1 pseudogene is annotated in these 323 nt (G+C 43.7%); it reads left to right on the plus strand.

The annotated features are described in order from the left end of the window. Window positions 1-225, plus strand: a pseudogene (locus tag BHE89_RS00020) (hypothetical protein); the annotation flags it as partial. Window positions 226-323: the final 98 nt, after the last annotated feature.

A 323-nucleotide genomic window follows, 5' to 3' on the forward strand; every position in this document is an offset into this window, starting at 1 on the left:
TTTTGGCAAATTTCCCCCAAACTTGCCTCGCTCTTAATTATCTCTTTTTTCCTTTCCGGTTGTGCCAATGCGGGCTCTTGGGGTGCAAAACCAGAAAACTCCATCTTGGGAGCCGGGCTTCAGGGCTATAACCACACACAATTTGAAATTTCAGGTTTTTCAATTAATGAAGGTTACGGCAGTATTGGTGGCACGGTCTGTTGTGTGATGATCCCTGAAAAATAGCGCCCTAATTTAATCGCACATATTCAATGGAAAAAGGTGGATACCACAAAATTTCCACCAGCACCTGATTTTGACCAAGTCGAAGCCTATAATCGCTG

Source organism: Shigella sp. FC1967 (assembly GCF_001743005.1).
Taxonomy (GTDB): domain Bacteria; phylum Pseudomonadota; class Gammaproteobacteria; order Enterobacterales; family Enterobacteriaceae; genus Proteus.